The organism is Thiobacillus sp., assembly GCF_013693775.1.
Taxonomy (GTDB): domain Bacteria; phylum Pseudomonadota; class Gammaproteobacteria; order Burkholderiales; family Thiobacillaceae; genus Thiobacillus.
Genome location: NZ_CP059257.1, coordinates 3,412,844 through 3,437,925 on the forward strand (window position 1 = coordinate 3,412,844; position 25,082 = coordinate 3,437,925).

Consider the following 25,082-nt stretch of genomic DNA (forward strand, 5'->3'; position numbering starts at 1 on the left):
GGCCTGCCCGGCCTCGGCATTACCTGGAGTGGATGCCCAGATAGGCGGCCAGGTCGGTTTCGATCCGGGCGAATTGTTCCACGTGGCAGACCTCGCGAATTTCCTCGGAAAGGGAGTGGGCGGCTGCAGCATGGTGGCTGGGCGCAAGGAGGGGCAGACTGAAGCAGATGGCGACCCTGAGGCGGGTGCGGGCGCGCAGCAGGCGCAAGAATTTTTCCCAGCGTTCGACGGGCCGCTCGGGTAGCCGGATGTCTGCGGTGGCGGGATGGATGCAGCGAGGGTATTCCCGGGACGTGTCGATGCAGCCCCCTTCCTGATAGACCCCTTTGGGATCGCGCAGCCGCAGCATGCGCTGCAGGATGTACGCCTTGTCTGCCGGGTCGTTCAGCGAGGCTCGGACCCGTGCCTCGACGAGGCCTTCGTCCATCTGCGGCTCGCCGTGTTCGTCAACGTAGACGCCATGCCGCCAGTGATAGATTTCCAGGCATTTCGTCGTCAGGCTGAACGGCTGGTCGCGTTTCCAGAAATTGCTGAACAGGCCGTCTCCGAGATAGAACACCCATGAGCCTTCATAGCCGGTTACATCGGCGGAGCGTTCGTCGGGGTTGCGAAACCAGAGACGATCGCCCGGGACATAGTATTTCGGCGGCAACGGGGTTTCCATGGCGCCGTATTCATGCAGGAAGACATCGTGGAATTGCCCGGACATGATGGGCCGGCTCTCCCACTGCAGTTGCAAACGATGCAGCAATGCGGGGTTGCGGGCGGCCAGTTCCTGGGCCAGGCCCAGCAGAATGATGTATTCCGTCGCCCGATAGCAGGAAAACGCGTAGAGCTGGCCGGACACGTCGGGCTGGGTGGCCTTCACCAGACCTTCGATCAGCGATCGGCCCGGCAGGATGGTGAAGCCTTTGTCCTCGACGTAGGTCCAGTAATCATCGGGGCGCTCGGCCTCGGTGGTGTGGAAATCGAGTGCGGTCCGGCGTGCTGCCTGGACGATGTTGCGGCGGATATGGATGGCCGACATGGCTTCGGCGGCACTGGGAAACACGAAGGCCACCGGCCCCAGCAGCATGGCCACCAGGATTTCCCGTTCCAGGTCGCCGACGCGGGCAACTGGATCAAGATGGAGCTGCCCGCACAACCGGCTGGTGTCGAAGTCGGGCGCCCATGCCTGAGCGAGACTCGACGGCAGTCGGAAGCGGAGGTCGAGGCCTTCCTGGCAGGTCTCGACCTGATCATCGAGTTCCAGCGAGGCGAGATAGGTGAGGAAATCGCGGCGAGCGACGGCCAGGTTGGCTTCATCCTGTACCTGGATCAGGATGCCGCCGCAGGAAGCGTGAATACGGGTCATGGGAAGTGCCGCCTTGTTCGGGATTACATGAAGCGGTCGAGCAGCCGGCGACTGGTCTTGTCCAGCCTCGACAGGTCGCGGATCAGGTACTGCGCGCCGTGACTGTCGCTGATGAGCAGGGCGGCTGCGCCGAGGCGGCGGATATCTTCCTCGCCCTTGAGAATGAAGCGGGTCTCGCCGCGGTCGGTCTCGACCGTCCAGGTGCTGGGTGTGGCGAACGTGGAGACCTGCTGCAGCCGGTGGATCTCCGGCACGAATTCGCGACTGGCCAGTTCGGCTTCGATCAGTTTTCGCGTCACGTCGGGCACGTCGTCCAGATGATCGATCCAGGCCAGTTCGTGGCCGTCCGTGCCCATCAATGCAATGCCCTCTGCCGGCGCAGCGAGGGAAAAGCACGCACGGGCTGCACGCCTGCGTGCTCGCTGCCGTCCGAAGCCGTCAGCAGAAGTCGGCCATGCGGGTCGCGGGTGAGTTGGAAGGGAACGGGTGTCATGGCGGGTCACTTCGGCATAGGGGGCTTGGCCTCGGCGCTGGCCGTGGGCAGTTCGTCCAGGTCGGTGTCGACGTTGCGGGCCTGGGCTTGGTAGAGGCGGTAATAGTGTCCTTCGCGCGCCATCAGGTCGTCGTGGTTGCCGACCTCGACGATGCGGCCGCGATCCATGACGACCAGCCGGTCGGCCTGACGCAGGGTGGACAGGCGGTGGGCGATGGCGATTGTGGTGCGGCCGCGCACCAGGTTGTCGAGCGCCTTCTGGATTTCCTTCTCGGTCTCGGTGTCCACCGACGAGGTGGCCTCGTCGAGGATGAGGATGCGCGGATCGATCAGCAGCGCGCGCGCGATCGAGATACGCTGGCGTTCCCCCGACAGGCCCTGGCCGCGCTCGCCCACCAGCGAGTCGTAGCCGTGCGGCAGGCGCAGGATGAATTCGTGGGCATGCGCGGCGCGGGCGGCGGCGACGATCTCGGCCCGGCTGGCGCCGGGCTTGCCGTAGGCGATGTTCTCGGCGATGGTGCCGAAGAACAGGAAGGGCTCCTGCAGGACGAGGCCGATGTGCCGCCGGTACTCCGCGACCGGCAGGGAACGGATGTCGACGCCATCGAGGCGGATCGCGCCATCCGACAGGTCGTAGAAGCGGCAGATGAGGTTGACCAGGGTGCTCTTACCCGAGCCGCTGTGGCCGACGAGGCCGATCATTTNCCCGGGCCGGATATCCAGGCTGAGGCCACGGATCACGCTGCGGTTGCCGTAGCGGAAGAACGCGTCGCGGATCTCGATGCGGCCCTGCACCTGGGGCAGATGCACCGGCCGGGCAGGCTCGGGAACGCTGGAGACGTGGTCGAGGATGTCGAAGATGCGCTTGGTGCCGGCCGCGGCCTTCTGGGTCACCGAGACGATGCGGCTCATCGAGTCGAGACGGCTGTAGAAACGGCTGATGTAGGCGAGGAAGGCGGTGAGCACGCCGACCGTGATCTGGTCGTGGGCGATCTGCCAGATGCCGAAGGCCCACACCACCAGCAGGCCGACCTCGGTGAGCAGGGTGACGGTGGGGGAGAAGAGCGACCAGGTCTTGTTGAGGCGGTCGTTGACGGCCAGGTTGTGGCGGTTGGCCTCTCGGAAGCGCTGAGCCTCGCGCTTTTCCTGGGCGAAGGCCTTCACCACGCGGATGCCGGGAATGGTGTCGGCCAGCACGTTGGTGACTTCCGACCAGACGCGGTCGATTTTCTCGAAGCCGGTGCGCAGCCGGTCGCGCACGACGTGGATCATCCAGGCGATGAAGGGCAGCGGCAGCAGGGTGACGAGCGCGAGCGCGGGGTTGATCGAGAACAGGATCACCGCGGTCATGACGATCATCAGTACGTCGGTGGCGAAATCGAGCAGGTGCAGCGACAGGAAGACGCAGATGCGGTCGGTTTCCGAGCCGATGCGCGCCATCAGGTCGCCGGTACGCTTGCCGCCGAAGTACTCCAGCGAGAGCTGCAGCAGGTGTTCGTAGGTGGTGGTGCGCAGGTCGGCGCCGATGCGTTCGCTGACCCGGGCGAGGATGTAGGTGCGGGCCCAGCCGAGGCCCCAGGCCAGCAGGGCCGAGGCGAGCAGGCCGGCGAGCAGCAGGGCCACGACTCCGGTGTCGATCGGCTGGCCGTTCTGATAGGGAATCAGTACCTTGTCCATCAGGGGCATGGTCAGGTAGGGCGGCACCAGCGTGGCGCCAGTGGCGGCCAGGGTCAGCAGGAATCCGGCCAGCAACTGGCCCCGGTAGGGCCCGGCAAAGCGCCACAGCCGGAACAGGGTCCAGGTCGACGGCGCCTCGTGCAGTTCGCGGCTGCACAGCGGACATTCCGTCTGGTCAGGCGGCAGCGGCGTTCCGCAGGTGGGGCAGAGGGTTTCATCCGGGGACGGTACCGGCTGGCCGGAGAGGTGGGCTGCCAATTCCGCCGCAAAACGGTCGGCCAGCCGCAACGCGGCCCCGTTATGCGCCAGCGTGAAGCGCCAGCTGGCCAGGCGCGAGCTCGTGTCGTGGAGTTCCAGCGTGCCCACGCCGGCATGGTCGTGATGCTGCAGGGACAGGCTTGGCCGCAACGGCCAGTCTGCCCAGCCGGCGTCGCCCGCCGACCGGGCCAGCAGGCGCCGGTCGGTCAGGACTAGCCGGCCTGTGGCAAACGCCAGATGGGCGTCGAGATCGAGCGCCAGGGTGGCCACGACCGGCTCGCCGGGCGCAAGTTGGGCGTCCAGGTCGGCTTGCCAGGCGGCAGCGGCGCCAGGGAGGTGAGGGGGTACGGGTCATGAATGAATGGCATCGAACCGGGGAGGGCATACCCGCAGGCGCGGCAATAAATTTTTTCATTTTTCCCTGTGTATCGGCATCCGACCAGCCCCCGGCAAAGCGGGGTTTATTGTATGCTGCGCGGCGTGGTTCCGTGTAACCTGAACGTAGCAAACAACCATCTTTTCCGGCGAAGCCCCAGCGTCCCGATCCGCCCTTCCATGCCTGCCGCATTTCACCTCATCGTCCGGTACGGACGTCGTGCGTCGTGAACAGAAAAACCATCGAATTCCTGCGCGTCATGCATCTGGACGGGCCGAATATCTGGACCTACCGGCCTGTGCTGGAGGCCTGGGTCGACATCGGTGATCTCGAGGATTCGCCTTCCAATACCCTTCCCGGCCTGTACGAGCGCCTGACCGGTTGGCTGCCCGGCCTGATCGAGCACCGCTGTGGCGTCGGCGAGCGCGGCGGCTTTCTGCAGCGTCTACGCGAAGGAACCTGGCCGGCCCATATTCTCGAACACATCACGATCGAGCTGCAGAACCTGGCCGGCATGAAAGTCGGCTTTGGCAAAGCGCGCGAGACGGCCGAACGCGGCATCTACAAGATGGTGGTACGCACACGCAACGAACAGGTCGGCCGCGCCTGCCTGCAGGCNGGGCGCGACCTGCTGATGGCCGCCATCGAGGATCGCCCGTTTGATGTCGAGGGCACCGTGTCGCGTCTGCGCGATCTCGCAGACCGGCGCTGCCTGGGGCCGAGCACGGCCTGTATCGTCGATGGCGCGGCCAGCCGCCATATCCCATCCATTCGCCTGACCGAAGGCAACTTGATCCAGCTGGGCTACGGTGCCCGTCAACGCCGCATCTGGACGGCTGAGACGGACATGACGGGCGCGATCGCCGAAAGCATCGCAAGCGACAAGGACTTGACCAAGCGCCTGCTGAAGTCCTGCGGGGTGCCTGTCCCGGACGGCCGTATTGTCGACAGCCTGGAAGATGCCTGGGACGCCGCGGAGGAGATCGGCCTGCCGGTCGCGATCAAGCCGGTGGACGGCAACCATGGCCGGGGCGTGTCCCTCGACCTCACCACCCGGGAGGATGTCGAACGGGCCTATCGGCTGGCCCTGGCGGANGGAAGCGAGGTCATCGTCGAGCGCTATGTGCCGGGCAACGAGCACCGGCTGCTGGTGGTCGGCCCGCGCGTCGTCGCGGCGGCGCGCGGCGAGGCGGCCTGGGTGAAGGGCGATGGCCGCTCGACCATCGCCGAGCTGATCGACAGCCAGCTCAATACCGATCCACGGCGCGGCACGACGGAAGACTACCCGCTCAACCGGATCCTGATCGACGAAGACCCGGCGGTCGGCCTCGAACTGGCACGCCANGGGATTGCGCCAACCGACGTCCCGTCGGCAGGGCAGACCATCCTGATCCAGCGCAATGGCAACGTCGCTTTCGACGTCACCGACACGCTCCACCCCGATGTGGTGGAAACGGCCGTCCTTGCTGCGCGGGTGGTCGGGCTCGACGTCGCCGGCATCGACATGGTGGCGCAGGATGTCTCACGGCCGCTGGCGGAACAGGGCGGCGCCATCGTCGAGGTGAATGCCGGGCCGGGGCTGCTCATGCACCTCAAGCCTGCCGAGGGCAGNCCCCGTCCGGTGGGTCGCGCCATCGTCGACCACCTGTTTCCGGATGGGGAGAGCGGCCGCATTCCCATCGTCGGCATCAGCGGCTCACANGGGGGCGCCTCCATCGCCCATGTGGTCGCCCAGTTGATTGCCTGTACTGGCAAGCGCACGGGCCTGGCCTGTCGTGACGGGCTTTATCTGGGGCTGCGTCAGGTCAAGCCGGGCAATTGTGCTAGTTGGCGTGCGGGCCGGCAGCTGCTGATGAACCGGGGCGTGGATGCTGCCGTCTTCGAGCACGATGCCCATTCGATCCTCCAGGAGGGCTATGCCTATGACCGCTGCCAGGTCGGCGTGGTGACCGATCTACAGATGGAAGCCTCGCTTGCGGAGTACTACATTCGCGAACCCGGACAGATGGTCACGGTCATGCGCACCCAGGTTGACTTGGTGCTGCCTGACGGGGTGGCGGTTCTGCATGCGGGCGACCCGGCCGTGGCCGAACTGGCTTCGTTGTGCGACGGGACGGTGCTGTTCTATGCCCTCGAGCCTGGGCTGCCGGTGATCGACGCGCACTGTGCAGGCGGCGGCCGGGCCCTGTTTCTCCGCGACAACCATGTGGTCGTCGCGGGCGCCACGGGCGAGACGCCGCTCTTCAGCCTGGCGGCCTTGCACCCGGCCATGAGCGGAAAGCCGCTACTCCAGCCCCTGTACGTTCTCGCCGCAGTAGGCGTGGCGCTGGCGCTCGATATTCCGCCGGAACTGATTCGCGCGGCAATGGATACCTGCGTGTCGCTGCCCACCTCTGCGATCCAGGCCAACTACTAGGAATACGATCCGGCAGGGCGAGCCTGCCGCGGGATACCCAACAGGAACGGCGTTCATGGAAATATCACGCATCCGGGCACTGCGCGGGCCCAATCTCTGGAGCCGGCACACGGCCATCGAGGCACTGGCGCAGTGTGCGCCCGAGGAGCGGTTGATCGACTCGATCAACGGGTTCGAGGCGCGCTTGCGGGCGCGTTTTCCGGAAATTGGCCCGATGCGTCCGATCGGCCAGGAAGAGGATGACATTTCCGTGGCGCATGCGCTGGCGTTTGCCGCGCTCGGCCTGCAGGCGCAGGCTGGCTGTCCGGTCAGTTTCTGCGTTACGTCGCCCACGGTCGAGGCGGGAATCTACCAGCTTGTCTTCGAATATACCGAGGAGGCAGTCGGGCGACTGGCGCTCGAACTGGCCGAGTCGCTGTGCAGGGCCGCGCACGACGATACCCCGTTCGATCTGGAGGGTGCCTTGGCTCGCCTGCGGGAATTGGACGAAGACGTTCGCCTCGGCCCCAGTACCGGTGCAATCGTCCAGGCCGCCGTCGCGCGCGGCATTCCCTACCGGCGGCTGACGGCGAGCAGCCTGGTGCAGTTTGANTGGGGAAGCCGCCAACGGCGTATCCAGGCCGCCGAGACGGATACGACCTGCGCCATTTCCGAGGCGATCGCACAGGACAAGGATCTTACCAAGACGCTGCTGGAGGCTGCGGGCGTGCCGGTACCGCTCGGGCGGATCGTGACCGATGCCGAGGCAGGCTGGGCGGCCGCCTGCGAGATTGGTCTGCCGGTGGTGGTCAAGCCGCGCGATGGCAATCAGGGCAAAGGGGTGACGGTCAACATCCTGACGCGGGAACACTTCATGGCGGTCTATGGTGCCGCGGCGGCGATCAGCGAGGCAGTCCTGGTCGAGCGCTTCATTCCTGGCCATGACTACCGCCTGCTCGTGGTCGGCAACCGTCTGGTTGCCGCCGCTCGCCGTGAACCGCCGCATGTGATCGGCGATGCCGTCCATACCGTGCGCGAACTCGTTGCGCAGGTGAACAGCGACCCGCGTCGCGGCGAAGGCCATGCCACGTCCCTGACCAAAATCCGCCTCGACGATATCGCCATGGCCCGTCTGGCTGTGCACGGCCTGGATGCGGACTCGATCCCCGCCATNGGGGAGCGGGTCGTCCTGCGCAATAATGCCAATCTGAGCACGGGCGGCACGGCGACCGATGTGACCGACGATGTCCATCCCGACGTGGCGGCCCGCGCGGTGGAAGCCGCGCAGATGATCGGGTTGGACATTTGCGGCGTCGATGCAGTCTGCCAGACCGTGCACAAGCCGCTTGAAGAACAGGGCGGAGGGATCGTCGAGGTCAACGCGGCGCCGGGTCTGCGCATGCATCTCATGCCTTCCTATGGCAAGGGGCAGCCGGTGGGCGAGGCCATCGTCTCGGCCTTGTTNCCCCCGGGCGAGGATGGACGCATTCCCGTCGTGGCGGTGACCGGTACCAACGGCAAGACCACGACCGTGCGCCTGATCGCCCATTTTCTGACGCTTGCCGGCAAGCGCGTCGGCATGACGGCGACGGACGGCGTGTATGTGCAGGGGCGGCGCATCGACACCGGCGATTGCAGCGGCCCGAANAGCGCACGCAACATCCTCATGCATCCGGATGTTGATGCGGCGGTGCTGGAGACTGCCCGCGGCGGGCTGTTGCGCGAGGGGCTGGCGTTCGACCGCTGCAAGGTCGCGGTGGTGACGAATATCGGCATGGGCGACCATCTCGGCCTCAACTTCATCACCACGGTGGAGGATCTCGCCGTGCTCAAGCAGGTCGTGGTGCAGAACGTCGCGCCGGACGGCATGGCAGTTCTCAATGCCTGCGATCCCAAATGCGTCGAGATGGCGATCCATTGTCCGGGATCGATCATCTTCTTCGCCGGCGAGGCACATCATCCCATCATCGCGGCCCATCGTGCACAGGGACATCGGGTGGTCTACCTGGACGGAGACTGCCTCGTGGCGGCGCTGGGCGACAGCGAGCAACGCCTGCCGCTGGCAGAGATCTCGCTGACGCGCGGCGGCACCATCCGTTTCCAGGTCGAGAATGCGATGGCGGCCACGGCTGCCGCCTGGGCGCTGGAGCTGGACTGGGACCTCATCCGACGCGGCCTGCACAGTTTCGACAGTACGGCGCAGAACGTCCCGGGCCGCTTCAACCTGTTCGATTACCGTGGCGCCACGCTCATCGCCGACTACGGCCACAACCCCGATGCCATCCTCGCCCTCGTCAAGGCGGTGGACGCGCTGCCGGCGCAACGCCGGATCGTCGTGATCAGCGGTGCGGGCGACCGGCGGGACGAGGATATCCGCGAACAGACCCGTGCCCTGGGTGCGGCATTCGACGAGGCCATTCTCTATCAGGACCAGTGCCAGCGCGGCCGTGCAGAAGGCGAGGTGTTGGCCCTGCTGCGCGAAGGTCTGCGCGATGCCCCACGCACGCGTGACATCACCGAAATCACCGGCGAATTTCTGGCCATCGATATCGCCCTGTCGCACTTGAAGCCGGGTGACCTGTGCCTGATTCTGATCGATCAGGTGGAGGAGGCCCTGGCCCATATCGCCCGGCGCATCGCCGAGTCCTGACAGGCGCGTCGCTGACGCCGGATTCCCGTCCGGCGATGCTGGACGCCCCGCTGAACTATTGCCGACCGCCCCCTATCCAAGTGGCTGCCCGCTCGTCATGGGCATCGACTTTGCTTGTATCGAGGACAGGCATGCCGTTTCCCTGGAGGAGGTGGACACTTCATGAAAAACTCATGGAAAGACAGCATCTACCTGCAACGTGAAGAACTGGCCCGCATCCTGCGCGATCCATTGGCGCAGTTGGCCGGGCATTGCGCACCGGCATGGGGCGATGGCGAGGCGCTGGATGCCGTTCTCGTCACGCACTTTGACGACATCCCGCATTGTTCCTTCCTTTATTGCGTCGGGGTCGATGGAGTTCAGGTCTGCAACAACGTCGGCCAGCATGGAGTCGAGCCAGGTTACCTCGGGCGCGACCGCTCGCAACGTCCCTACATGAAGGAGGCGGTGCCAGTGTGNGGGTTTCTGCTCTCGGATGCCTACATCGGCCTGAATCGGCACCGCCCATCGCTGACTGCGCTGCAGGTCGTGAGCCGGGACAGCCGGACCCTGGGCTATCTCGGGGCCGACTTCGACTTGCGCAATCTGCCGGTGACGTCGGCGCTCTATGAGGAGCCCGGATATTGGCGGCAGGTGAAAGGCGATCCGGCGATACGCGGCACCGTATTTCAGCAGTGCCGGGTGGAAAGCCCGATGGATGGCAATCTGGAACAAGCCCTGTCGATTCTCGAGGAATTGCTGACGCAACGCGGCATGTTTCAATGCCAGATTCATTTTTCCAGCAGCCAGGCGACGATCTGGACCGTGGACGATCCATTCCGCTATCGCATTCTGGACGCGGATGCCCTGAGCGACCCGGATATCTGCCTGATCTATCCCTCGCGTCCGTATCCCGTCGATGCGACCATTCCGCCGGGCGACATCAACCGGATACTCGGTACGATGCAGGCCTTGCGGCTCACCGATCCGACTTTCTATCTGCGCATGGCCTCGATCAATATTTTCAACGGCATGGTGAGCGTGACGTTTTCATGCGATGGTTCCCACTACATGCCGCATGTGGAATTTCTGATGAAGGACACGTCGTTCTGGTTCTGATCCGGGCACAAAGACCTGCATGGGGCGCGATAATCGGGTCTCGAACGGGCGTTGAGCCCGAATGTTCCATAGGTTGGGAAAGGTCATCATGAACCGCAGGAAATTTCTTTGTGTGATCGGCTGCATGCTGGGGCTGGCAGCGCCAGCGATCGCGCAGACACTGGAACCCGCGCTGTCGACGCGGACGCTGGTCAATGTCGATCCGCACGCGCACTACAAGGTGGTGTACGACATTCATTCCGCCGAGACGGCGGCCGGCATCAGCAAGGGACTGTTCTATGCGCGCGGCCTGATCGAAGCCTTCCGCAAGCAGGGCGTCATGCCGCGGCAGCTCGATATTCATCTGGTGCTGCATGGCGAAGCGGCGCAGTATCTGCTCATCGACACGACCTATCGCGATGTCGTCAACGACCCGTTCGCGGTCAATCTCAATGCGAAGATCACCCAGGATTTGCTGGATATTGGCGTGAGCGTGGAAATCTGCCACAGCGTCATGAAATCGAAGGGCTGGACGGCCGACGATGTCCTGCCGGGGGCNACGATCGTTCACGACGGCTATACGCGCATCGTCAAGCTGCAGAACGACGGGTACGCCTATATCGGCGGATTTTGAACGGGCCGAGCGCCTGTATCCTGGATGCCTGAAATACTTACACCATGCTTGATATCGCCGCCATCTGTCTGGTCATCACCGCGCTGCTGTCGTACCTGAACCATCGTTTCATCGGACTGCCCACGACCATCGGCGTGATGGCGGCCGCGCTGGCGCTGTCCCTGGTGCTCATCGGCCTGGATGCGGTGGGCGTGGCGCATGGATTGCGCGCCTACGAGGAATCGCTGCTGCGCTCGATCGATTTCTCGGACGTGCTCATGCAGGGCATGCTGTCGCTGCTGCTGTTCGCCGGCGCGCTGCATGTCGATCTGAGCGAACTCAAGGCCTACCGCTGGCAGGTCGGGGCACTGGCCGTGCTGGGGACGCTGTTGTCAACGCTGGCCGTGGGTATCGGCTTGTGGCTGGTGCTGCCACTGATCGGGCTGGATTTGCCGCTGATGTACTGCCTGCTTTTCGGCGCGCTGATTTCNCCGACCGACCCGATCGCGGTGATGGGTATTCTCAAATCGGCCAATGCGCCGAAAGAACTGGAGCTGGTGATTGCGGGCGAGTCGCTGTTCAACGATGGGGTGGGCGTGGTGATCTTCTCGCTGCTCCTGGGCATGCTCGCGAGCGGCGTCGTACCGACTCCGGGGCAGGGTCTCGAATTGCTGCTGCACGAAGCGGGTGGGGGACTGCTGTTCGGCTGGGTGCTGGGCTATGTGACGTTCCGCCTGCTGAAGAGCGTGGACAACTACCAGGTCGAAGTGCTGCTGACGCTGGCCGCCGTGACGGGCGGCTATACGCTGGCCAGTGCATTGCACGTGTCCGGACCGCTGGCCATGGTGGTTGCCGGGCTGATGATCGGCAATCATGGCCGTGCGCTGGCCATGTCGGATACGACGCGCGGCTACCTGGACATGTTCTGGGAGCTGCTCGACGAGATGCTGAATGCAGCCCTGTTCGTCCTGATGGGCATGGAGGTGTTGCTGGTGGCATTTTCACTCCATGAACTGGTCGCCGCGGCGGTGGCGGTAGGCGTGACGCTGGCCGCGCGGCTGTTGACGGTCGGCCTGCCGGTGCGCCTGCTTCCGCGCGCCTTCAATCTACCAGCGGGCTCCTGGAAGGTATTGACCTGGGGCGGACTGCGCGGCGGGATTTCCGTCGCGCTTGCGCTCTCGCTGCCCGCAGGCCCGGAGCGCGACACCGTCGTCGCGCTCACGTATGGCGTCGTGGTGTTCTCGATTCTCGCGCAGGGGCTGTCGATCGGCGCGGTTACCCGCAAGGCGATTCGGTGCCGCTGACGCGTAGTTTTCCGGGAGGTTCCGGCGCGCAAGCCAGGCGGATCCGTCGCTGGATTCGGCTCCATTCGGCTCCATTCGATTCCGGCTTGAAACCGGCCGCCGAGACACGCCCCGGGCAGGTAGGTTAATATCGGTCCGTCATGGCTTGGCCCCGTCCCCGATTCCCCTACGTTCAAAAACGCCACCGCGTCGGCCTGCTTTCGCTGCGGTTGTGGTTGCGCCACATGCTTTTCTGGAGTGGGGCGGTCGTCGTCGGCTTGGCGGCCACGGCGTTCGCCCTGAGTAGTGATTATGCGCATACGCTGTTCCGCGCGGTCGTGGCGGCGTCCCCCTGGCTGCCCTTCCTGGTCACGCCCCTGACGCTCGCCGGCGTGGCTGCGCTGACGCAGCGTTATTTCAAGGGAGCGGAAGGCAGCGGCATCCCGCAGACGATCGCGGCCATCCGCATGTCTGAAGGCAGCAATCGCGACGCGGTACTGTCCCTGCGCGTGGCCATCGGCAAGATGTTCCTGACGTGCATCAGCCTGGCGGGCGGCGCCAGCGTGGGCCGTGAAGGTCCTACTGTCCAAGTGGGCGCAGCGCTGCTGTACAACCTGCGCTGGCTGGTCCGCTTCCCGCGGCATCTGATGGAGCGTGGCCTGATCGTTGCCGGCGGTGGCGCCGGCGTGGCGGCGGCCTTCAACACGCCGCTCGCGGGGATCGTGTTCGCCATCGAGGAAATGGCCCGGTCGTTCGAGGAGCGCTCCAGCGGCACCCTGGTCACGGCAGTCATCATTGCCGGCCTCGCCGCAGTCTATGTGCAGGGCAACTATACGTATTTCGGTGCGACCAATTCCACGCTCGCCGGAGCGTCCGGCTGGTTCGGCGTGTTGTTGTGCGGGTTGGCTGGCGGCCTGCTGGGCGGNGGATTCAGCCGTCTGCTGCTGGCCTTCTCGACGCATGGCCTGCCTGGCCGGGCGGGGACGTTCGTTCGTACCCACCCCGTGAAGTTTGCCGCGCTCTGTGGTCTGGCGCTGGCGCTGATCGGCTTCGCATCCGGGAGTGCCGTGTACGGCAGCGGCTACGTGGAGGCCAAGCGTCTGATCGAAGGCACGGGAACCGTGTCGGCGGGATACGGTATATGGAAAATGCTGGCAACGTTCGTGTCGTTCGTCAGCGGTATTCCCGGCGGATTGTTCGCGCCCAGCCTGTCGGCCGGCGCGGGAATCGGTCAGGTCGTGGCGGGCGTGCTTGGCCAGGCGGATGCCGGTGCATTGATCGTGATCGGCATGGCGGCCTATTTCGCCGGCGTGGTCCAGGCACCCATCACCGCGTTCGTCATCGTGATGGAAATGACCGGCAACCACGACATGGTGGTGCCNCTGATGCTGTCCACGCTGTTGGCCACCGCCGTGTCGCGGGTCGTGTGCCCACGGCCGCTGTACAAGGCCCTGGCGAGCAACTATCTGGCGCGCGTACGACCGCCTGCCTGAGACGTTTGCTGAGGGGAAGCCCAACGCAGCGCAGATCCTGTGACGACCCTGGAGTATCCATGAAAATCCTGACCGCCTTGTTGCTGGGCCTGATGCTGACGATGTCAGGCTGCAGCAAGCTCACGCTGGAGAATTACAACAAGATCGCCATGGGCATGCCGTACGACGAGGTCGTCCGGTTGATCGGGCCGCCCGATCGATGCGACGATGTGATGGGCGTGCGCAGCTGCCAGTGGGGCGACGAGAAACATTCCGTCCATGTGAATTTTCTTGCAGGCCAGGTGCTGTTGTTCTCGTCCAGCAATCTGAAATGAGTTCACCAACGCCCGCGGCCACCGCGGGCATGGCCAGCGTGCCTATGCTGCAAGCGACAGTGCGCCTCGCCCCGCCTTCNCAGAAGGACATGAGCGAATCCATCAAATCCTCCGTGCTGCGCCTGAACGACCTGTTGCCCCTGAAGGCGCGCCAGGACCGCCACGTGCCGGCATTCAGAGCTTTGCATCGCGCAGTGATCATGTCTTTGGTCGTACGTGGACGCCCGCCTTCCCGGGCGGAGATCGCTGCCCAGGTGGGCGACATGCAGGTCGAAGCGGCACTTGCCCGGCTGGCAAACGATGATCTCGTGGTGTTGTCAGCAGACCGACGAAATATCCTCGGAGCCTATCCCGTCACGTCGGAAGTCACGCCGCATGCACTCGAGGTCAATGGACACTCGATTCATGCCATGTGCGCGCTCGACGCGCTTGCGGTCAGCCCCTTGTTTGATTGTCCGGTAAGCATCCGTTCGCATTGCCGGGTGACGGGGGATGCGATCACGATCAGGCAGCACGGCGAGCGCATCGTGGACGCCAGCCCGGCCAGGGTGCAGGTGGGGGTGCGTTGGCAGGCGCCTTCGGGCGACAGCGCTGCGCACAGCCTGTGTACCGAGATGGTCTTCCTGAAAGACGTTGACGTCGCCGCCCAATGGCATGGGGGCGACGGGCATAACCATAGCCTATACACGCTGGAACAGGCTGTGGCATTTGGCGTGGATTATTTCAGGCCGTTGCTCGACGCGACGGCTGCGGATGCGTAGACCCTCAAGGGATGGCAGATGGCGCCGATAGACAATATGAGACGTCTCGAATTGTCTGCATAAGGTGAAGCGCGTTTCTCCTGCCGCCCGTCGGTTTTTCGTGTAGGCCTCACTACAATGCATTCATGCCGGACCAAAGGGGAGGATGATGGCGCTGCAACCCGCAAGCTTGACTGACTGGCTCGCTTTTCTGGGACGGGCCGATATCCCCGTGCTGAAGCGCACCGCGCGCGAGCTGGAACGGCTGCGCGAGGACGAGGTTCAGCTCAACGCACGCGCGGTTGCCGACGTGGTCACCGACGACCCGCTGATGACGGTCAAACTGTTGCGCTACATGCAGACGCACAAGCGGCGAAACCAGACGCACGAGCTGGTCGACGTGAAACAGGCGCTGCTCATGATGGGCCTGGATACGTTTTTCCGTGAAGTGCCGGCGATGCCGATCGCGGAAGAAATGCTGAAGGAGCACCGTGCCGCGCTGGTGTATCTGCTGCGCACGGTCAGGCGGGCGCAGCGTTCGGCGTACTACGCCTTCGACTGGGCACTGCGCTTGCACGACATGCATGCGGAAGAGGTGCAGGTCTCCGCGCTGCTCACCCATGTGTCCGAAATGCTGATGTGGTGTTTCAGTCCCGAGCGGATGCTCGAAATCCAGAAATTGCAGGCGACCGACCACGCCATGCGCAGTGCCGACGCGCAGACGCTGGTACTGGGCTTTGCCGGCCTGGAGTTGCAGCGCCAGCTGACCATTGCATGGCGCCTGCCCGAATTGCTGAGGAACCTGATGGATCCGGCGCTGGCACACTCGACCCGAGTGCGCAATGTCATGCTGGCGGTCAATTTGGCCCGACATTCTGCCCATGGCTGGCACGATGCGGCCTTGCCGGACGATTTCGACGAAATCGCCGCGCTGCTGCATATGGATCCGAACAAGGTGATGGCGTTGGTGAAGGCCGGCCCCGCGATTGCCTGAATCAGGCCGTTTGCCGGGCGGCGAGGCTAGGCCAGCTTGGGCATGACGGTTTTTCCAGCCGGGTGGCAAGCTGGGCGATGGCCTGTCCTGCCGGACATCCGGGGGCGTTTTGCATCAGCAGCTGGCGCCGCATCACGGCCTGGCGGACCTCGGGATCGACCGGGATGTCCCCCATGTGAATCAGGTGGACGGGATGACCGGTCACGGTCGTGACGAAACGATCAAGAACATGCTGCAGCTGGTGGGTGATCGGCAGCCCTGCGCCAGGACGGGAAGCCTGGTTGACGACGATGCGCACGGTTTGCCGCTGTTGTTGCCCCACCAGCACCTTGATGGTGGCGTAGGCATCGGTGAGCGAAGTCGGTTCGGNGGTGGCGACCATCAGGACCTCGGAGGCCAGTGAGACAGCAAACAGCACCACATCCGAGATCCCGGCGCCGGTATCCAGCAATACGATGTCGTAATTCGGCACCAGACTACCCATGATGCGCAGGAATTCGTTGCGTACCTCGGGGGTGAGTCGCGAATATTCGACCAGGCCGGAACCTGCCAGCAGGACCGAAAACCCGCCCGGTGCCTGCAGAACGGCTTCTTCCAGCTTGGCCTTGCCGGTGAACACGTCGTGCAGGGTGATCTTGGGATAGAGATTGAGCACCACGTCGAGGTTGGCGAGCCCAAGGTCGGCGTCGAGCACCAGGACCTTGTTCCCGCGCTGGGCCAGGGCGGCGGCGAGATTGGCCGAGATGAAGGTCTTGCCGACGCCGCCTTTCCCGCTGGTGACGGCGATGACCTTGCCAAGCGGCTTGAGCGGGAGACGGCTCGTGTCCTGGTTGCCGGAGAGAGAGGGTGTGAGCAGGTCGTTCATGCGTTGACTCGATGGGTGGAATGGCCCCGGGACCTGCACCATCAGGTGCGCTGTCTGGCGTCGTCGCGGCCTGGTCCATGACGAAATGACCGAACAGCAAGCCTTTTCCTCGGCGCTGACCGAAATCTCATGCGGCAGATCGAGAAACACCTGGTTGCGTCCGTCGGCCTTGGCGCGATAGAGCTGCTGGTCGGCGCGCTCGATCCATAAATCGGTGGTGGAGCGCACCCATTCCGGCGCATAGGCCCCGCCAATACTGATCGTGACATGCAGGTTGACCAGCGGTGTCGCCGGGATGGACAGCGACTCGATCGTGCGGCGCACACGCTCGGCAACGGCACGCCCGCAGTTGGGGCGGCAGTTGGGCAGGATCATGGCAAACTCCTCGCCGCCATAGCGCACGACCGTGTCCATCGGCCGCACACAGTGGCCCAGGCAGGCAGCGACGGCCTGCAATACCTGGTCGCCGGCCAGATGGCCATGGGTATCGTTGATGTGCTTGAAGTGGTCGATGTCGAGCAGCAGCAGCAGGATGGATTCACCGGATCGGGCCACCACCTCGATTGCGCGTTCCAGCGTCGCGATGAAGTGCCTTCGGTTGCCCAGGCCTGTCAGGGGATTCTTGAGTGAGAGCTCGCACAGTCCATTGATCACGCGCTGCAGATAGGCGAGCGGCGGTTCGTCGCTTGCCTGGCCGCTGTCTTGTCCGGCATGCTCCAGCAATGCACGCGCGTCATCCAGTTGCAAATCCTGCAGGTCGATCAGCGATGGATGGGATGTGGAAGCCACAGAAGGGGTTCTATACTCGGCGTCAGAATCGTGCAAAGGATCAGATAAAGAAAACCCGACTGCATGTGGCGCGAAGTATGTGTCTATTTGTGCGTTTGATCAAGCACTTGGCGGACGCGGCGAGAGAAGTGCCAGTCATTCGACGTAGGCGTATAGCCGATCTGCATGGCAGCAGATATTGCGCGGCCTTTCCGGGGAACGGACAGGGAGACGCAACCGGCAAATGGGCGTTACGGTTGGTTCCCCGTCAAGCGGCGAACGGGAACGATGTGCGCTACATCCCGCCTCAGGCCACGCTGCCGAAGCTGGGGTCCGTGGCGATATAAGGCGCTTTGAGGCCGGCTATGCGGCAACTTTGCGCGATCGGCCCGCCGGGAAACAAGGTATACAGGTATTTCACGCCGCCTTGCCGATGGAAGCGCTCGTCCAGGGCATCATGCAGATCGCGCAGATTGATGACGGTGTCGTCGGCGTGTTGTGCGTAATAGTGCTGGAGGGCGCGAATCACGTTCCAGTGATCTTCGGTGAGTATCAGGCCTTCCTCGCGGGCAATGTTCATTGCGTCGTCCCGGGTCCATTCCATCGGGGCGTCGGGAAAATTGGGATTGGGTTTGGACTCCCGGATCAGATGATTGATGTCGGCTGATTCGTGCAGCATGATCTTCTCCTTCGAGGGCTTGCAAGTTGTCCTTTTAAAGTAGGACAGGCCTCCTTTGGATACAAGGCGCGTTTCGACCGGGTGGTTTCGCATGGGAATGCCTGAGGTAATCGTGATGGCATGCCTCCCAGACACCCATAAAAACCATGCCCTTCAGGGCATGGTCTCGTTGGCAGGCTGCGGTGATTCGCGCGCCGGTCCGGTCAGCGACGGCCGCCTCCGCTTGCGATGGCGCTACTGCCTGCGCCCGACTGCAGGGTAGACGTATCCAGGTAGCGGTTCACCGTATCGGCACCGGCGCCCTGGCGTACGAAGTCGCTGAACTCGGCGCCGCTCAGGTCGTCCTCGATCTGCGTGTTGTGGATGTCATTCGGCATGTTGGCCCAGCCTGCGCCCATGGGGCTGTTGTGGTCGGCCAGCGCCGAAACCGAGAACAGCGCGGCAAGGGAACCGAAAACCAGGGCGTGTGCGATTTGCTTCATGAGTCACTCCTATTGAGATTGAAATATCCGGCATACGGGGAACGCATGCGGTATCTGCATGGTAGGGAGGCAGTGTGGCTCGTCTGTGTCCCGGCCGTTCCAGAATGTGGCAGTGTGTGACAGGCGGGCTAAGCTGAAAGGGTCCGATTCCTGTAAGGCGTCCATCATGTCAAAACGATCCTATCCGTTGTCCAAGGTCTATGGCCTGCTGGAACCGGGGCCGGTGGTGCTGGTGACGACCCGACGCAAAGGGAAGCCCAACATCATGACGATGTCGTGGCACACCATGATGGAATTCGAGCCGCCGTTGATCGGCTGCGTGATCAGCGGGCGCAATACCTCGTTCGATGCACTTCGGACGACGAGGGAGTGCGCGATCAACATTCCGACGCGGGAACTGGCGAAACAGGTGGTGGGCGTCGGCAACTGCTCCGGGGTTGCAGTCGACAAGTTCGCCCGATTCGGCCTGACTGCGGTCGAGGCTTCCGAGGTGAAGGCTCCGCTGATCGCCGAATGCTATGCCAGCCTCGAATGCCGGGTGGCCGACACACGGCTGGTGAATCGTTACAACTTCTTCATTCTCGAAGTGGTGCGGGCCTGGGTCGACACCGCAGTCAAGAACCCGCAGACCTTGCACCATCGTGGCAACGGAGTGTTTGCGGTAGCCGGCGAGACGGTCAAGCTGCGTTCGGCGATGAAATAGTTCGAACGGAACGGCGTGGCAGTCGGATTGCCGCCCGGCCAGACTGAAATCCCGGTTGACGCTTCCGGCGGCCAGGCCCTGGCCGCATAATGCGCGCTGCATTCTGGCCGCGTACGCGGCAGCCTGAGTTCATGCCCAATCTTCCTTACTGGCGCCTGTCCGGTTTCTACTTCTTTTATTTCGCCTTCGTCGGCGCCATGTCGCCGTTCTGNGGGCTCTATCTGCGCTCGCTGGCGTTCAATGCCTTCGAGATCGGCGTGCTGATGTCGCTGCTGCAGGTGATGCGGATCTTCGCCCCCAACATCTGGGGACATATCGCCGACCGAACCGGGCGCCGGACGACGATCGTGCAGATCGCGGCACTCGGCAGCGTGCTGGTGTTCGTCGGCGTGTTTTTCGGCAGCAGTTTCTGGTGGATGTTCGGGGTGATGGCCGCGCTGAGCTTTTTCTGGAGCGCGTCGCTGCCGCTGGTCGAGGCGATGACCCTGTCGCATCTGGGCGAGCGCACCGATACCTACGGCCGTATCCGCCTGTGNGGGTCGGTCGGCTTCATCCTGATGGTGGTGGGATTGGGCTACGCCTTCGACCATGTCGCGATCAGCTGGCTGCCCTGGGCGGTGCTGGCGGTGATGCTGGGCATCCTGGCGTTCGCGCGGGTGATCCCCGAGGCCGAAATCCTGCCGCACGCCACCGACCATCACTCGGTATGGGATGTCGTCAAGCGGCCCGACGTGGCGTCACTGCTGGCCGCCTGCATGCTGATGGCGGTGACGCACGGTCCCTACTACACCTTCTATTCGATCTATCTGGTCGACCATGGCTACGACAAGTCCACCGTGGGCTGGTTGTGGGCGCTGGGCGTGCTGTGCGAGATCGGCATTTTCCTGGTCATTCCACGCATCTTTGCGCGGGTGACGCCGCGCCGGCTGATCCTGGCGAGCTTCGCACTGGCGGTGCTACGCTTCCTGCTGATCGCCTGGGGCGTGGAATCGGCCTGGCTGGTGTGGGGTGCGCAGACGCTGCATGCCTTCACCTTCGGCACCTTTCATGCCTCCGCCGTGGCGCTGGTTCACCAGCATTTCCGGGGCCGGCACCAGGCGCGCGGCCAGGCGCTCTACACCAGCCTGTCCTACGGCATCGGCGGCACGATCGGCGGCCTGGCCAGCGGCCTGACCTGGGAATCGCTGGGGTCGGCCTGGACCTTTACCCTCGCTGCCGCCAGCGCGGCGCTGGCCTGGGTGGTCTATGCGGCCTGGGGCGGAACAAAACCCGTGCCAGCGGCNCCTAAGCTATGAAATAATCAGCGTTTTACGCGCTGTATGGCCTTATTCCGCATGCCCGGTCAAACCTTGTTCAAGAAGCTATGGGACGCCCACGTGGTTCATGTCGAACCCGATGGCACCACCCTACTGTATATCGATCGCCATCTGGTGCATGAAGTCACCAGCCCGCAGGCTTTCGAGGGGCTGAAGCTCGCCCACCGCAAACCACGCCGGACTGACGCGGCGATTGCCGTGCCCGACCACAACGTGCCGACGACCGACCGATCGCAGGGTATCGCCGACCCGGTCTCGCGCCTGCAGGTCGAAACGCTCGACGCCAACTGCGCCGAATTCGGCATCACCGAATTCAAGATGGATGACATCCGCCAGGGCATCGTCCATGTCATCGGCCCCGAGGAGGGGCTGACCCTGCCCGGCATGACCGTGGTCTGCGGCGACTCCCACACCTCCACCCACGGCGCATTCGGCGCGCTGGCCTTCGGCATCGGCACGTCCGAAGTCGAGCACGTGCTGGCGACGCAATGCCTGTGGCAGAAACCATCGAAGACCCTGCTGGTCAAGGTCGAAGGCCTGCTGGGCCGGGGCGTGACCGCGAAGGACATCGCGCTCGCGGTCATCGGCGAGATCGGCACCGCCGGGGGCACCGGCTATGCGCTTGAATTCGGCGGCTCGGCCATTCGTGCGCTGTCGATGGAAGGTCGCATGACCCTGTGCAACATGGCGATCGAAGCGGGCGCACGCGCCGGCATGGTGGCGGTCGACCAGGCGACCATCGATTACGTCAAGGGCCGCCCGTACGCGCCGAAGGGCGATGCATGGGACAAGGCGGTTGCGTGGTGGAACACGCTGCATTCGGATGCCGACGCCGAGTTCGATCGCGTGGTCGAGCTCGATGCCGCGACAATCGAACCGCAGGTCACCTGGGGCACCTCGCCCGAAATGGTGACGACCATCGGTGGCTGCGTGCCCAACCCGGCCGATGCGCCGAGCGAGGTCAAGCAGCACGACTGGACCCGCGCACTGGAATACATGGGGCTCCAAGCCGGCACGCCGCTTGCCGCGGTTGCGGTGGACAAGGTTTTCATCGGTTCCTGCACCAACTCCCGCATCGAGGATCTGCGCGAGGCGGCCGGCGTGGCGAAGGGCCGCAAGGTCGCTCCCAACGTCAAGCTGGCGTTGGTGGTGCCGGGTTCGGGCCTGGTCAAGCAGCAGGCCGAAGCCGAAGGGCTCGACAAGATTTTTGTGGAAGCTGGCTTCGAGTGGCGCGAACCGGGTTGTTCGATGTGCCTGGCGATGAATGCCGACCGGCTCGAGCCGGGCGAGCGTTGCGCATCAACTTCCAACCGCAATTTCGAAGGGCGGCAGGGGCAGGGCGGCAGGACGCACCTGCTCAGCCCGGCAATGGCCGCTGCGGCCGCCTGCGCGGGACATTTTGTCGATGTACGTCATTTTTAAGGAGAATACCCTCATGAAGCCAATGATTGCCCTGATGATCGCCGTCGCCCTGACACTGGCAGGCTGCAACACCGTGCGTGGGATGGGCCAGGATATTGAGAAGGCCGGCGACTCGATCCAGAAGGCCACCCATTANNAATGCAGGCTTTCACTGTTCTCGACGGGCTGGTGGCGCCGCTCGACCGCGCCAACGTCGACACCGACGCCATCATCCCCAAGCAGTTCCTGAAGTCGATCAAGCGCGCCGGCTTCGGCCCCAACTTGTTCGACGAATGGCGGTATCTCGACCACGGCGAGCCCGGCAAGTCGAATCACGATCGTCCGCTGAATACGGAATTCGTGCTGAACCAGCCACGTTACCAGGGGGCGTCGGTGCTGCTGGCACGCGAGAATTTTGGTTGCGGTTCCAGCCGCGAGCATGCGCCGTGGGCGCTGGAAGACTACGGGTTCCGCGCCATCATCGCCCCGAGCTTTGCGGATATTTTCTACAACAATTGCTTCAAGAACGGCATCCTGCCCATCGTGCTCGACGCGCAGATCGTGGATCGCCTGTTTCGCGAGTGCGGCACGAGCGAGGGCTACGCCCTGACCGTCGATCTGGACAAGCAGACGGTAGCGACGCCCACGGGCGAAACGATCCCTTTCGAGGTGGATGCGGGACGCAAGCACCGCCTGCTCAATGGACTGGACGATATCGGCCTGACCTTGCTGCAGGCCGACAAGATCAAGGCCTATGAGGAACGGCGCAAACAGGATGCCCCGTGGCTCTTTGCTTGAGTGGTTATTTATCCCCGGTCGCCCGTCAGGGCGTTCGCGGTCAACAGGTTTTAGAACATGAAAATTGCAGTTTTGCCGGGTGACGGCATCGGTCCGGAAATTGTCGCGCAGGCGGTCAAGGTCCTGGAGAAGTTGAAAGCGGAAGGCGCCTCCATCGAAATGGAAACCGCGCCCATCGGCGGCGCGGGCTACGACGCCTCCGGCGATCCGCTGCCTGAGGCGACGCTGAGACTCGCGCGCGAAGCCGATGCGGTGCTGCTCGGTGCCGTCGGCGGGCCGCAGTACGACACGCTGGATCGCCCGCTGCGCCCCGAGCGGGGCCTGTTGCGCATCCGCAAGGAACTCAACCTGTTCGCCAACCTGCGCCCGGCGCTGCTGTACCCGGAACTGGCGGGTGCGTCGTCGCTCAAGCCCGAAGTGGTGTCCGGGCTCGACATCATGATCGTGCGCGAACTCACCGGCGACGTGTATTTCGGTCAGCCACGCGGGATTGAGGTACGGAACGGCGAGCGCGTTGGCTTCAATACGATGCTGTATTCCGAGTCCGAGGTGCGCCGGGTCGCGCACGTGGCGTTCGGCATCGCGATGAAGCGCGGCAGGAAGCTGTGTTCGGTCGAGAAGGCCAACGTACTGGAATGCTCCGAGCTGTGGAAGGAAGTCATGATCGAGGTGGCCAAGGACTATCCGGAGGTCGAGCTCTCCCACATGTACGTCGACAACGCGGCGATGCAGCTGATCCGCGCGCCCAAGCAGTTCGACACCATCGTCACCGGCAACATCTTCGGCGACATCCTGTCGGATGCCGCGTCGATGCTGTCCGGCTCGATCGGCATGCTGCCGTCGGCTTCCCTGGACGAGCACAACAAGGGCATGTACGAGCCGATCCACGGTTCCGCCCCCGACATCGCCGGCAAGAACCTGGCGAACCCGCTGGCGACCATCCTCTCGGTGGCGATGATGTACCGCTACACCTTTGCCGACCTGGCCACCGCCGACCGCATCGAGGGCGCGGTGAAGAAGGTGATCGCACAGGGCCTGCGCACCGGCGACATCTGGACCGAGGGCACGCAGAAGGTGTCGTGCAGCGAGATGGGCGACGCGGTGGTGAAAAGTTTGTGAGGGTGAGGGGATAGGGTGAGGGAATCCTCACGCCTGACCCCTAACGCCTAACCAGGATATTTGGAGATGAACATGATGAAAGTAGGACTGGTCGGCTGGCGCGGCATGGTGGGTTCCGTGCTGATGGGGCGCATGAAGGAAGAGCGCGATTTCGATCACATCGAACCGGTATTCTTCACCACCTCGAACGTCGGGGGAAAAGGACCCGACATCGGCCGTGATGTGCCGCCGCTGAAGGATGCCAGCAGCATCGACGAACTGAAGGCCTGCGACACCATCATCACCTGCCAGGGCGGCGACTACACCAAGGAAATCTACCCGAAGCTGCGCGCCGCCGGCTGGAACGGCTACTGGATCGACGCCGCCTCGACGCTCAGGATGAAGGACGAGGCCATCATCATCCTCGATCCTGTCAACAAGAACGTCATCCAGGATGGCATCGCCAACGGCGTCAAGACCTATGTCGGCGGCAATTGCACGGTGTCGCTGATGCTGATGGCGATGGCCGGGCTGTTCGACGCCGGGCTGGTCGAATGGGTGTCGCCGATGACCTATCAGGCCGCTTCCGGTGCCGGTGCCCGCAACATGCGCGAACTGATCGCCCAGATGGGCGCAGTGCATGCCGAGGTGAAGGACCTGATCGCCGACCCGGCTTCCGCCATCCTCGAAATCGACCGCAAGGTGGCGGATTTCATCCGTTCCGACCGCTATCCGGTCGATGCCTGGCCGGTGCCGCTGGCCGGCAACCTGATCCCGTGGATCGACGTCGCGCTGGAGTCCGGCCAGTCCAAGGAGGAGTGGAAGGCGCAGGTCGAGGCCAACAAGATCATGCGCCGCAACGACAAGCCAATCCCCATCGACGGCCTGTGCGTGCGCGTCGGCGCGATGCGCTGCCACTCGCAGGCGCTCACCATCAAGCTGACCAAGGATATCCCGCTGGCCGACATCCACAGTCTGATCGCCGCCCACAACCAGTGGGTGAAGGTGGTGCCGAACGACCGTGAACTCAGCATGCGCGAACTGACCCCGGCCGCGGTGACCGGTACCCTCACCGTACCGATCGGCCGCATGCGCAAGCTCAACATGGGGCCGGAATACCTGACCGCGTTTACCGTTGGTGACCAACTGCTATGNGGGGCCGCCGAACCACTGCGCCGCATGCTGCGCATCCTGCTGGAAGCCTGACCGAATGGGGGTGAGGGCGGCCGGTTCAAGGCTGGTGCGATTGTTGCAC

21 protein-coding genes and 1 pseudogene are annotated in these 25,082 nt (G+C 64.0%); 16 read left to right on the forward strand and 6 right to left on the reverse strand.

The window, feature by feature from the left end; genetic code table 11:
* Positions 1–19 precede the first annotated feature (19 nt).
* The 3 genes and pseudogenes from HZY77_RS16920 to HZY77_RS16930 form a co-directional block, all read right to left on the reverse strand.
* Complete coding sequence (locus HZY77_RS16920; protein ID WP_296817367.1) at positions 20–1,354, reverse strand: hypothetical protein; 1,335 nt, start codon at positions 1,352–1,354, stop codon at positions 20–22.
* A gap of 23 nt (positions 1,355–1,377) precedes the next feature.
* Positions 1,378–1,847, reverse strand: a pseudogene (locus tag HZY77_RS16925) (DUF1854 domain-containing protein).
* A gap of 6 nt (positions 1,848–1,853) precedes the next feature.
* A complete protein-coding gene (locus tag HZY77_RS16930; RefSeq protein WP_296817369.1) occupies positions 1,854–4,052 on the reverse strand; it encodes an ABC transporter ATP-binding protein in 2,199 nt (732 codons plus the stop codon).
* A 332-nt stretch (positions 4,053–4,384) separates the two neighbouring features.
* Here HZY77_RS16930 and cphA (HZY77_RS16935) point away from each other — a divergent pair, with 332 nt between their 5' ends.
* The 9 genes from cphA (HZY77_RS16935) (at position 4,385) to HZY77_RS16975 (ending at position 15,717) form a co-directional block, all read left to right on the forward strand.
* Complete coding sequence (gene cphA / locus HZY77_RS16935) at positions 4,385–6,574, forward strand: cyanophycin synthetase (RefSeq protein ID WP_296817372.1); 2,190 nt, start codon at positions 4,385–4,387, stop codon at positions 6,572–6,574.
* Positions 6,575–6,629: 55 nt separating this feature from the next.
* The gene (gene cphA, locus HZY77_RS16940; protein ID WP_296817375.1) at positions 6,630–9,203 is read left to right on the forward strand and encodes a cyanophycin synthetase; all 2,574 of its coding nucleotides are present in this window, start codon (positions 6,630–6,632) and stop codon (positions 9,201–9,203) included.
* A gap of 162 nt (positions 9,204–9,365) precedes the next feature.
* A complete protein-coding gene (locus tag HZY77_RS16945; protein ID WP_296817378.1) occupies positions 9,366–10,301 on the forward strand; it encodes a hypothetical protein in 936 nt (311 codons plus the stop codon).
* An 88-nt stretch (positions 10,302–10,389) separates the two neighbouring features.
* On the forward strand, positions 10,390–10,914 hold the full coding sequence (locus tag HZY77_RS16950; protein WP_296817381.1) for a DsrE family protein: 525 nt from the start codon (positions 10,390–10,392) through the stop codon (positions 10,912–10,914).
* Positions 10,915–10,958: 44 nt separating this feature from the next.
* Entirely contained in the window at positions 10,959–12,197 is a 1,239-nt protein-coding gene (locus tag HZY77_RS16955) for a sodium:proton antiporter (protein ID WP_296817384.1), read from the forward strand.
* Positions 12,198–12,421: 224 nt separating this feature from the next.
* The gene (locus tag HZY77_RS16960; protein ID WP_296817388.1) at positions 12,422–13,669 is read left to right on the forward strand and encodes a chloride channel protein; all 1,248 of its coding nucleotides are present in this window, start codon (positions 12,422–12,424) and stop codon (positions 13,667–13,669) included.
* A gap of 59 nt (positions 13,670–13,728) precedes the next feature.
* Positions 13,729–13,983 carry a hypothetical protein gene (locus tag HZY77_RS16965; RefSeq protein WP_296633587.1) on the forward strand — a complete coding sequence of 85 codons (255 nt, stop codon included), beginning with the start codon at positions 13,729–13,731 and terminating at the stop codon, positions 13,981–13,983.
* 89 nt (positions 13,984–14,072) lie between these two features.
* Entirely contained in the window at positions 14,073–14,744 is a 672-nt protein-coding gene (locus tag HZY77_RS16970) for an alkylmercury lyase family protein (protein ID WP_296817391.1), read from the forward strand.
* A 145-nt stretch (positions 14,745–14,889) separates the two neighbouring features.
* Positions 14,890–15,717, forward strand: a complete 828-nt coding sequence (locus HZY77_RS16975; protein ID WP_296817394.1) for an HDOD domain-containing protein — start codon at positions 14,890–14,892, stop codon at positions 15,715–15,717.
* Position 15,718: 1 nt separating this feature from the next.
* Here the strand turns inward: HZY77_RS16975 and HZY77_RS16980 are convergent, their stop codons facing one another.
* From HZY77_RS16980 to HZY77_RS16990, 3 genes are all read right to left on the reverse strand, one after another.
* On the reverse strand, positions 15,719–17,371 hold the full coding sequence (locus tag HZY77_RS16980; protein WP_296817398.1) for a diguanylate cyclase: 1,653 nt from the start codon (positions 17,369–17,371) through the stop codon (positions 15,719–15,721).
* 286 nt (positions 17,372–17,657) lie between these two features.
* Entirely contained in the window at positions 17,658–18,029 is a 372-nt protein-coding gene (locus HZY77_RS16985; protein WP_296633574.1) for a TusE/DsrC/DsvC family sulfur relay protein, read from the reverse strand.
* Between the two features lie 203 nt (positions 18,030–18,232).
* Positions 18,233–18,511, reverse strand: a complete 279-nt coding sequence (locus HZY77_RS16990) for a hypothetical protein (protein WP_296633572.1) — start codon at positions 18,509–18,511, stop codon at positions 18,233–18,235.
* A gap of 166 nt (positions 18,512–18,677) precedes the next feature.
* On the opposite strand from HZY77_RS16990, the gene HZY77_RS16995 reads away from it, so the two are divergent.
* The 7 genes from HZY77_RS16995 to asd all read left to right on the forward strand — a co-directional run bounded on the left by HZY77_RS16995 (position 18,678) and on the right by asd (position 25,033).
* Positions 18,678–19,214 carry a flavin reductase family protein gene (locus HZY77_RS16995; protein ID WP_296817401.1) on the forward strand — a complete coding sequence of 179 codons (537 nt, stop codon included), beginning with the start codon at positions 18,678–18,680 and terminating at the stop codon, positions 19,212–19,214.
* A 131-nt stretch (positions 19,215–19,345) separates the two neighbouring features.
* The gene (locus tag HZY77_RS17000; protein ID WP_296817404.1) at positions 19,346–20,509 is read left to right on the forward strand and encodes an MFS transporter; all 1,164 of its coding nucleotides are present in this window, start codon (positions 19,346–19,348) and stop codon (positions 20,507–20,509) included.
* Between the two features lie 39 nt (positions 20,510–20,548).
* Positions 20,549–21,952, forward strand: coding sequence for a 3-isopropylmalate dehydratase large subunit (leuC, locus tag HZY77_RS17005; RefSeq protein WP_296817407.1), 1,404 nt, complete (start codon positions 20,549–20,551; stop codon positions 21,950–21,952).
* Positions 21,953–21,986: 34 nt separating this feature from the next.
* On the forward strand, positions 21,987–22,181 hold the full coding sequence (locus tag HZY77_RS17960) for an entericidin A/B family lipoprotein (protein ID WP_363154669.1): 195 nt from the start codon (positions 21,987–21,989) through the stop codon (positions 22,179–22,181).
* Positions 22,091–22,729: a 3-isopropylmalate dehydratase small subunit gene (gene leuD, locus HZY77_RS17015; RefSeq protein WP_296817411.1), complete on the forward strand. Its 639-nt coding sequence runs from the start codon at positions 22,091–22,093 to the stop codon at positions 22,727–22,729. The genes HZY77_RS17960 and leuD overlap by 91 nt, the downstream gene beginning before the upstream one ends.
* Before the next feature lie 57 nt (positions 22,730–22,786).
* Entirely contained in the window at positions 22,787–23,848 is a 1,062-nt protein-coding gene (gene leuB / locus HZY77_RS17020) for a 3-isopropylmalate dehydrogenase (RefSeq protein ID WP_296817414.1), read from the forward strand.
* Between the two features lie 72 nt (positions 23,849–23,920).
* A complete protein-coding gene (gene asd / locus HZY77_RS17025) occupies positions 23,921–25,033 on the forward strand; it encodes an aspartate-semialdehyde dehydrogenase (protein ID WP_296817417.1) in 1,113 nt (370 codons plus the stop codon).
* Positions 25,034–25,082 lie beyond the last annotated feature (49 nt).